This window comes from Streptomyces aurantiogriseus (assembly GCF_014649375.1).
Lineage (GTDB): Bacteria > Actinomycetota > Actinomycetes > Streptomycetales > Streptomycetaceae > Streptomyces > Streptomyces aurantiogriseus.
Genome location: NZ_BMSX01000013.1, coordinates 168,487 through 175,813, shown reverse-complemented (window position 1 = coordinate 175,813; position 7,327 = coordinate 168,487). Strand labels below are relative to the sequence as shown.

At 73.2% G+C, this 7,327-nt stretch carries 6 protein-coding genes; 3 read left to right on the top strand and 3 right to left on the bottom strand.

Going from position 1 to position 7,327, the window contains the following annotated elements; translation table 11 throughout:
- The first annotated feature begins 673 nt into the window (after window positions 1-673).
- Together IE263_RS26545 and IE263_RS26540 are read left to right on the top strand one after the other, a co-directional pair.
- The gene (locus IE263_RS26545) at window positions 674-1,888 is read left to right on the top strand and encodes a hypothetical protein (RefSeq protein ID WP_189940304.1); all 1,215 of its coding nucleotides are present in this window, start codon (window positions 674-676) and stop codon (window positions 1,886-1,888) included.
- Between the two features lie 94 nt (window positions 1,889-1,982).
- Window positions 1,983-2,141, top strand: coding sequence for a hypothetical protein (locus IE263_RS26540; protein WP_189940303.1), 159 nt, complete (start codon window positions 1,983-1,985; stop codon window positions 2,139-2,141).
- 404 nt (window positions 2,142-2,545) lie between these two features.
- Here IE263_RS26540 and IE263_RS26535 read toward each other — a convergent pair whose 3' ends face one another.
- Genes IE263_RS26535 through chsH3 form a run of 3 tightly spaced genes read right to left on the bottom strand, consistent with a single transcriptional unit; the run spans window position 2,546 to window position 5,467 of the window.
- Window positions 2,546-3,484 (bottom strand): 3-oxoacyl-ACP reductase, encoded by a 939-nt coding sequence (locus IE263_RS26535; RefSeq protein ID WP_189940302.1) that lies wholly within the window; start codon window positions 3,482-3,484, stop codon window positions 2,546-2,548.
- Between the two features lie 9 nt (window positions 3,485-3,493).
- Window positions 3,494-4,570 (bottom strand): Zn-dependent alcohol dehydrogenase, encoded by a 1,077-nt coding sequence (locus tag IE263_RS26530; RefSeq protein ID WP_189940301.1) that lies wholly within the window; start codon window positions 4,568-4,570, stop codon window positions 3,494-3,496.
- 39 nt (window positions 4,571-4,609) lie between these two features.
- The gene (gene chsH3, locus IE263_RS26525) at window positions 4,610-5,467 is read right to left on the bottom strand and encodes an enoyl-CoA hydratase ChsH3 (protein WP_189940300.1); all 858 of its coding nucleotides are present in this window, start codon (window positions 5,465-5,467) and stop codon (window positions 4,610-4,612) included.
- Window positions 5,468-5,789: 322 nt separating this feature from the next.
- Here chsH3 and IE263_RS26520 point away from each other — a divergent pair, with 322 nt between their 5' ends.
- Entirely contained in the window at window positions 5,790-7,322 is a 1,533-nt protein-coding gene (locus IE263_RS26520) for a sensor histidine kinase (RefSeq protein WP_189940299.1), read from the top strand.
- Window positions 7,323-7,327: the final 5 nt, after the last annotated feature.

Genomic DNA, 7,327 nt, shown 5'->3' with positions numbered 1-7,327 from the left:
TGCTTGCCCACCCACCCGCCCGACTCGGTCAGTTGAGAGGCCCCCACCCTGGGGCTCCGCCCCAGACCCCAGCGGGGGCGCCGCCCCCTGCACCCCCGAGGTGCTTGCGCACGGCAGGAGAGGAGTGCCCTGCCGGACCGGGGCGGAGCCCCCGGCTGCAGGGGCGAAGCTCAAGCCGGGGGCCGGGGGAGAGCCCCGGGATGGGAGCCTCTCAGCCGACCGAGACGGGCGGGTGGGTGGGCAAACCCCCGGGGTGCGGGAGGCGGAGCCCCGCCGGGGGCAGGGGCAAAGACCCAGAGGGGTGCCCCTCAGCCAACCGAGACGGGCGAGCGGGTGGGCCAAGCACGCCCCAGGCGGGTGCCTCCCGGCCAACCGAGAGGGGCGGGTGGGCAAGCCCCGGGGTGCAGGGGGCGGAGCCCCGCCAGGGCAAGGGCAAGGGCCCAGAGGGGTGCCCCTCAGCCGACCGAGACGGGCGGGTGGGTGGGCAAAGCGCGCCCCAGGCGGGTGCCTCCCGGCCCACCGAGACGGGTGAGTGGGTGGGCAAAGCAGCACATTCTCAACAACCGCCGGAGGCGAATCGCTTCTGCACCACTCGTACGAGCGAAGCCCCGCCCCGCCGATCCCCCCGCCCGCACGCACGAAAACTAGCTTCGTCGCCGGAGGTGACCGAACGATGACGGTCTGTGCGATCGAACCCACCGCGGAGGACGAGGTCGAGGACGGTACGCCGTACCCGGACTGCGTGATCACCGCGGCCGGCACCTACGCCGCCCGCCTCGCGCGAGCCGGCGAGTCATGGTTCCCGGAGCGCTGGACCCTGGACGGCCCGGAGCCGTATGCCGTACCGCTGCCCGCCCACCAGCCGGAGGAGCCCGGCACGGAAGTGCACCCGATGGCCGACGGCCGGGTCCTCATCCACCGCCTGGTGCGGGAACGGCACGCCTTCTCGCTGCTGTATCCGACCGACCCGGGCACGGGTGAGCTCCCCCTGGGCGCGGTCGAGTGCCCGGACGAGGGCACCCGTCTGCGCCTGCTCCCGCCGGCACCCTGCGGGCAACGCGCGTACGCCCTCGCCGTGGGCCGGCACTCGACGACGCTGTGGCTGGTGGCGGGCGGGGCGTTCGGCCCGGAGCACATCGCGGAGATCCCCGGCCGCTGCTCGGGCGGGGTCTGGCTCGACCGGACGGGGCGCATACTGGCGCTGGACCGGGAGGCCGGCGGGCGGACGAAGGCGATCGTGGTGGACCTGGAGCGGGGCGGCGCGGTCTCTCCCCTGCTGCAGATCGCCGCCGGCAGCGACGACCGCCTGCTGCTCGCCGACCCCGACAGCGGCCTGCTCCTCATCCGCTCGGACGCCCCCTCGCCCGGTGAGCCACGGCTCGGCTGGGGCATCCTGGGCAGCACGCTCCCGGTGCGTTTCCCGGAGTCGCTGCGGCTCCCCGACTGCGCCCTGACGCCGTTCGCGATCCAGCCGGGCCAGATCCTGGTCCCCGAGAACTGCGCGGTGGCCCTGCGGATCGACGGCGGGTTCGGCAGCTGGGTCGGGGTGTGGCGCCCGGCGGAGCGGTATCTGCACCAGCTCGCCGCGCCCGAAGGCTGGCTGGGGGGCAGCGGCCTGTGGACGCAGGACGGCGTACTGCGGCTGCCGTACGCGACAAGGACGGAGCCGTGCGGGGTGGCACGAGTGGCCGTGCCGTACATCAGAACGCCGGCGTCCACTCCCCACTCCACCTCCGAACCCCCACCACCGGCATTCCCGACACCTCCGGCGCCCCCGGAACCCTCGGAACTGCCAGCACCCCCAGCACCCCCAGCACCCTCGGAAGCCACCACCTTTCGACCCGTCCCCCTCCAACAAGCCCCCCTCGGCCGACTTGTAACGAAGTAGCAGCGGTTGGCGTGGCCGCCTGGATCCGCCCCGAGGTGCGCCGGATAAACTCACCCGGCTGTAAAAGATCATGTTGACGGGGTGAACTCTTCCGATGAGCGACGCAAGCACCACGCAGCCGCTGTCCACCGACTCCTCCGAGGCCTCCGGTCACGGCCGTCACCGGGGTCCGGTCTCGTCGCACGACAGCGAGTCCGCTCCTCGCGGCCGGCACCGCAAGCCGGTCGAGGAGAAGACCGAGGCGGCTGTCTGACAGTACGCCGGAGGGGCTCCGTTCGTCTGCGAGGACGAGCGGAGCCCCTCCGCATGTACGGGTCCGAGGGCCCGGGACCGGAACCCGTAACCGGGCCGGGACCCGGGACCCGGGACCGGGGACCGAGGACCGGGACTGCAACCCGGATCTGACTCGAACCGGGCCGGAACCGCGACCGCCCGAAACCGGAGCGGAACCGTGGTTCCGTGGCCGTGGCCGGAACCGCGCCCCGGGACCGGGAACGGAACCGCGGACCCGCCCGGGACCAGTACCGGGGACCGGAACGAGGACGGGGCCGGGACCGGGACGGGGCCGGGACGGGGCCGGGGCCGGAACCGGAACCGGAACGGGGCCGGGGCCGGAACCGGGACCAGGACCCGGACCGAGGCCATGGCCACCCCCGCCTACCCCCACCGCAGTCCCAACACCTCCACCGCCGCGAACGTCTCCCCCTCCGGCCGCTCCGCGAAGTGCGGGGTGAGCATGGCGTCCAGCTCCTCGTGCGTGAAAGCCTCCTGCTTGCTGTCGAACTTGGCCTGCACCCGGGGCCGTTCGACGACGGCGACCATCCCCCCGTGCACGACGAGCAACTGCCCGTTGACTCGTGCGGCGGCCGGCGAGGCCAGGTAGCCGACGAGTGGGGCGACATGCTCGGGGGCGAGCGGGTCCAGTCCCTCCTCGGGGCGCCCGAGGCCGGCGAAGACGTCCTCGGTCATCCGGGTGCGGGCGCGCGGGCAGATGACGTTGGCCGTGACGCCGTACTTGGCGAGCGCGAGGGCGGTGGACGTCGTCAGGCCGACGATTCCGCCTTTCGCCGCCGCGTAGTTGGGCTGTCCCGCCGAGCCGGCCAGGAACGCCTCCGAGGAGGTGTTCACGATCCGCCCGTACACCGGCCCGCCCGCCGCCTTGGAGCGCTCCCGCCAGTGGGCGGCGGCGAAACGGGTGGTGTTGAAGTGGCCCTTGAGATGGACCCGGATCACCGAGTCCCACTCCTCCTCCGTCATGGAGAAGACCATGCGGTCACGCAGGATGCCCGCGTTGTTGACCAGGACGTCCAGTTTCCCGAATTCCGCGATGGCCAACTCGACGAGTTCACGGGCCTGTCGGAAGTCGGACACGTCCCCGGTGTGGGCGAGGGCGGTACCGCCGGCGGACCGTATCTCGCGTGCGACCTCCTCGGCCGGTCCGGCCGACGCCTCGCCCGAGCCGTCACGTCCGGGCCGCCCGTAGTCGTTGACGACGACGGCGGCGCCCAGCCGGGCCAGCTCCAGCGCCTCGGCACGGCCGAGTCCGCGTCCGGCGCCGGTCACGATCGCCGAATGTCCATCCAGCGGAAGCGACATGACGGGGCCTCAGATCTCTATGCAGGTACGCAGGGCCGTTCCCGTGCGCATCTGGTCCAGCGCCTCGTTGATCTCGGTGAGCGGGACGCGGTGCGTGATCAGGCCCGCGAGGTCGATCCGGCCGGCCCGCCACAGGGCGATGGTCCGCTCGTAGGAGTGCAGGACGTCGCCACCGCCGTACATCGAGGGCAGGATCCTCTTCTCGTCGAAGAACAGCTCGAACATGCTGAGTTGGAGGAAGTCGTCCAGGGCGCCGGCGCCGACGACGACGAGGGTGCCGCCGCGCCGGGTGGTCTCGTAGGCGGTGCGCGCGGTGGTGGAGCGGCCGACGACCTCGAAGACGTAGTCGAAGCCCTCACCGGCCGTGATCTGTTGCTTCGCGTCGGCCAGTTCCTCGGGGGAGACGGCCTTCGTGGCGCCGAACTCGAGGGCGGCCTCGCGGCGGGAGGCGACCGGGTCGACGGCGACGATCTCGGCGGCGCCCTTGAGCCGGGCGCCCTGGATCGCGGACACGCCCACTCCCCCGCAGCCGATGACGGCGACGGACGAACCCGCCTCCACGTCCGCGGTGTTGAGGGCGGCACCCAGGCCTGTCGTCACCCCGCACCCGATGAGCGCGGCGATGTCGAAGGGCACGTCGTCGGGGATCGGGACCGCGCAGCCCGCGTCGACCACGACCTCCTCCGCGAAGGTGCCGGTGCCGGCGAAGCCGAAGACGTCCCCGCCGGGACGCTTGAAGTTGGGTGTGCCCGCGTTCATGAACCCGGCCAGGCAGAGCTCGGTCTGCCCGCGCTTGCAGGCGGGGCACGCGCCGCAGGCGGGCAGCCAGCACACCACCACCCGGTCGCCGGGCTTGACGCGTGTGACGCCCTCCCCCACCTCCAGGACCTCACCCGCGCCCTCGTGGCCGGGCACGAACGGCGCGGGCTGGGGCAGCACCCCGCCCATCGCGGACAGGTCCGAGTGGCACAGCCCCGTGGCGCGCACCCGGATCCTGACCCTGCCGGGGCCGAAGCCCACCGCCTCGACGTCGTCGAGGATCTCCAGCTTGTCCTGACCGATCTCGTGCAGTACGGCTGCGCGCATGGTGCGGCTCCCCTCAAATCCCCTCGGAGGACGGGTGGTTCAGGAGTGTTCGACAATCGTGTCGGCGAGGACCGCCGCGTCGTCCCGCTCGACCGCGCTCACCGCCGCCCGGACGGAGCCCTCGCCCCGCCACAGGCGGATGCGCAGGGTCTCGCCGGGGTACACGACTCCGGCGAAGCGGGTGCTGTACGAGCGGACCCGGGTCACATCCCCGTCGAGCAGCGTGTCGACGACCGCCTTGAGGGTTGTCCCGTAGGTGCACAGGCCGTGCAGGATGGGTCGTTCGAAGCCGGCAAGCTTGGCGAACTCGGGGTCGGCGTGCAGCGGGTTCCAGTCGCCGGAGAGGCGGTAGAGCAGGGCCTGGTCCTCGCGGATCGGCCGTTCGACGACCTTGTCGGGGTCGCCGGTGGGTGGGTCGAGCCGGGTGGACGGGCCCCGGTCGCCGCCCCAGCCGCCCTCCCCGCGGACGAAGATCTGGGCGTCGTTCGTCCACAACGGGCCGTCGCTGTCGGCGACTTCGGTGCGCATGACGAGGACGGCGGCCTTGCCCTTGTCGTAGATCGCGGCGATCCGGCCGGTGGCGGTCGCGGTGCCCTCGACGGGGATCGGGCGGTGCAGGGTGAGCGACTGGCCGCCGTGCAGGACACGGGCGAGGTCGACATCGACGCCGGGCATCGACAGTCCGCTGATCACGCCGGGAGAGCCGGAGCCCGCGACGGTGGCGAAGCTCGGCAGGACGTGCAGCCGGGACTCCAGGGTGTAGCGCAGTTCGTCGGGGTCGGTGGCGGGGACGCCCGCACCGATGCCGAGGTGGTAGAGCTGGACGTCCTTGCGGTCCCAGGTGATCTCGCCGGTCCGGGGTTCGGCGGCGAGCGCCTTGGCTGCGTCGATGGGCATGGGGCTCCTGACGGTGGCGGTACGGGCGTAAGACCCCGGCACGGTCGTCCGCACCGTCGGCCGTACCGAGGTCGTCACGGGGCCGCGGAACCCGCCTGTTCTAGAACGCGTTCCAGTGCGGCGACCCCCTGTATAGCCCAGGCCCCCATACTTGTGAAGACTCCTGACGGCATGTCAGATACCAGCTCCCGGCGCGGTCGGCCATGACATTTGTCCCGCCCGGATCCGTACGGGCGCCCCTGCCGGACCGCGTCCCGCGGCCGTAGCGTCGAAGCCGACGGGCATCGGAGAAGGAAAGCCGTACGGGAACGGGGGCAGGGACATGACGCGGTCAGGCGGGGGCTTGCGGTGTGCGCCGGCGTGCCACTGGGCGGAATGGCGCGCGGGGGTGCGGGAGGCGCGGGAGTACCAGCGCGCCTACCAGGCGAACAAGGAGCGCTTCAAGGCCGACTACCGGGCCGGGCACGGGGCGGGGCAGCTCCCCGAGGACCCGGGCCCGCCGCCCAGCGGCTTCTCCCTGCTGCCGTGGCTGCTGCTGGGGATGGGCGCGTTCTCGAACCTCTTCCAGGGCGAGACGCCGCACTGGTGGATCGGCGCCCTGGGCCTGCTGACCTTCAACACCCTGTACATCTACGTGGCCTTCCACTCCTTCTCCAAGCGGCACCGCGAGGCCGCGCCCACCCGGGTGGCCCTGGCTCTGATGGCCGGGGTGACCTGCGGACTCGCCGGGGCCTACGGCGGCAACTGGGTGCTGTTCTTCCCTCTGCTGGGCCTCGCGACGGGCGCCGCCCTGCGCGGCCGGCAGCTGCGTGTCGTCGGCACCGGCGTGGCCCTCCTGGCGGGCGTGGTCTCCTTCGTCCACGACGGCTGGAGCGGCCTCGACACCGCCTACGCGACCTGGATCTCGACGATGGTGACGGCCGCGATCCTGTCCCTCTCCGAGGCCGTACGGGATCTGCGGGCCGCCCGCGAGGAGCTGGCCCGGCAGGCGGTGGAGCGGGAGCGGCTGCGCTTCTCCCGCGATCTGCACGACCTGCTCGGGCACACGCTGTCGGTGATCGTGGTGAAGTCGGAGGCGGCCCGGCGGCTGGCCCCGCGCGACGTCGACGCGGCCCTCGCCCAGATCACGGACATCGAGGCGGTGGGCCGCCAGGCGCTGACCGAGATCCGCGAGGCGGTCACCGGCTATCGCGAGGGCAGCCTCACCACCGAGCTGGACCGGGCCCGCTCGGCGCTGACGGCGGTGGGCGTCGAGCCGGCCTTCGACCAGTCGGGCCCACCACTCGCCCCGCAGACCGCGGCCCTGCTGGGCTGGGTGGTGCGCGAGGCGGTCACCAACGTGGTCCGCCACAGCGACGCCACCCGCTGCGAGATCACCGTGTCGGGGGCGGCGGAGCGCGTACGACTGACGGTCACGGACAACGGCACCGGCGCGGCGGCCGACCACACCGGCGCTCCCCGGAGCGTGGACGCCCGACGCGGCGTGGGCGACACCTGCGGCGCGGGCGCCCCATGCAGCAGGGGCACCGAAACCGAGACCGGCAGCACCAGCACCAGCACCAGCGTTCCCTGGAGCGCGGGCGCCGTGACCGGCACTGACTGCCCCACCCGCCCGGCCGACCGCCCCACCGGCCCGGCCGACCCCATCACCCCTGTCGGCGGCACCGGTCTCACCGGTTTGCGGGAGCGGCTTGCGGCGGCCGGCGGTCGGCTGACGGCGGGGCCGGGGCCGCGTGGGGGCTTCACGGTCACGGCGGAGCTTCCGGCGGACGTGGCGCAGTCGTCGTACGGCCTGGTGGAAGCGGTGTCCGTGCAGGCGCCCTCCGTCGCCGCCGGACCTACCCTTGGCCCGTGAACGAA

What these genes read in the sequence shown, in the direction of transcription:
- IE263_RS26535 (WP_189940302.1), bottom strand. Translation starts at nt 3,484, where the DNA reads ATGTCGCTTCCGCTGGATGGACATTCGGCGATCGTGACCGGCGCCGGA.
- IE263_RS26520 (WP_189940299.1), top strand. Translation starts at nt 5,790, where the DNA reads ATGACGCGGTCAGGCGGGGGCTTGCGGTGTGCGCCGGCGTGCCACTGG.
- chsH3 (WP_189940300.1), bottom strand. Translation starts at nt 5,467, where the DNA reads ATGCCCATCGACGCAGCCAAGGCGCTCGCCGCCGAACCCCGGACCGGC.
- IE263_RS26540 (WP_189940303.1), top strand. Translation starts at nt 1,983, where the DNA reads ATGAGCGACGCAAGCACCACGCAGCCGCTGTCCACCGACTCCTCCGAG.
- IE263_RS26545 (WP_189940304.1), top strand. Translation starts at nt 674, where the DNA reads ATGACGGTCTGTGCGATCGAACCCACCGCGGAGGACGAGGTCGAGGAC.
- IE263_RS26530 (WP_189940301.1), bottom strand. Translation starts at nt 4,570, where the DNA reads ATGCGCGCAGCCGTACTGCACGAGATCGGTCAGGACAAGCTGGAGATC.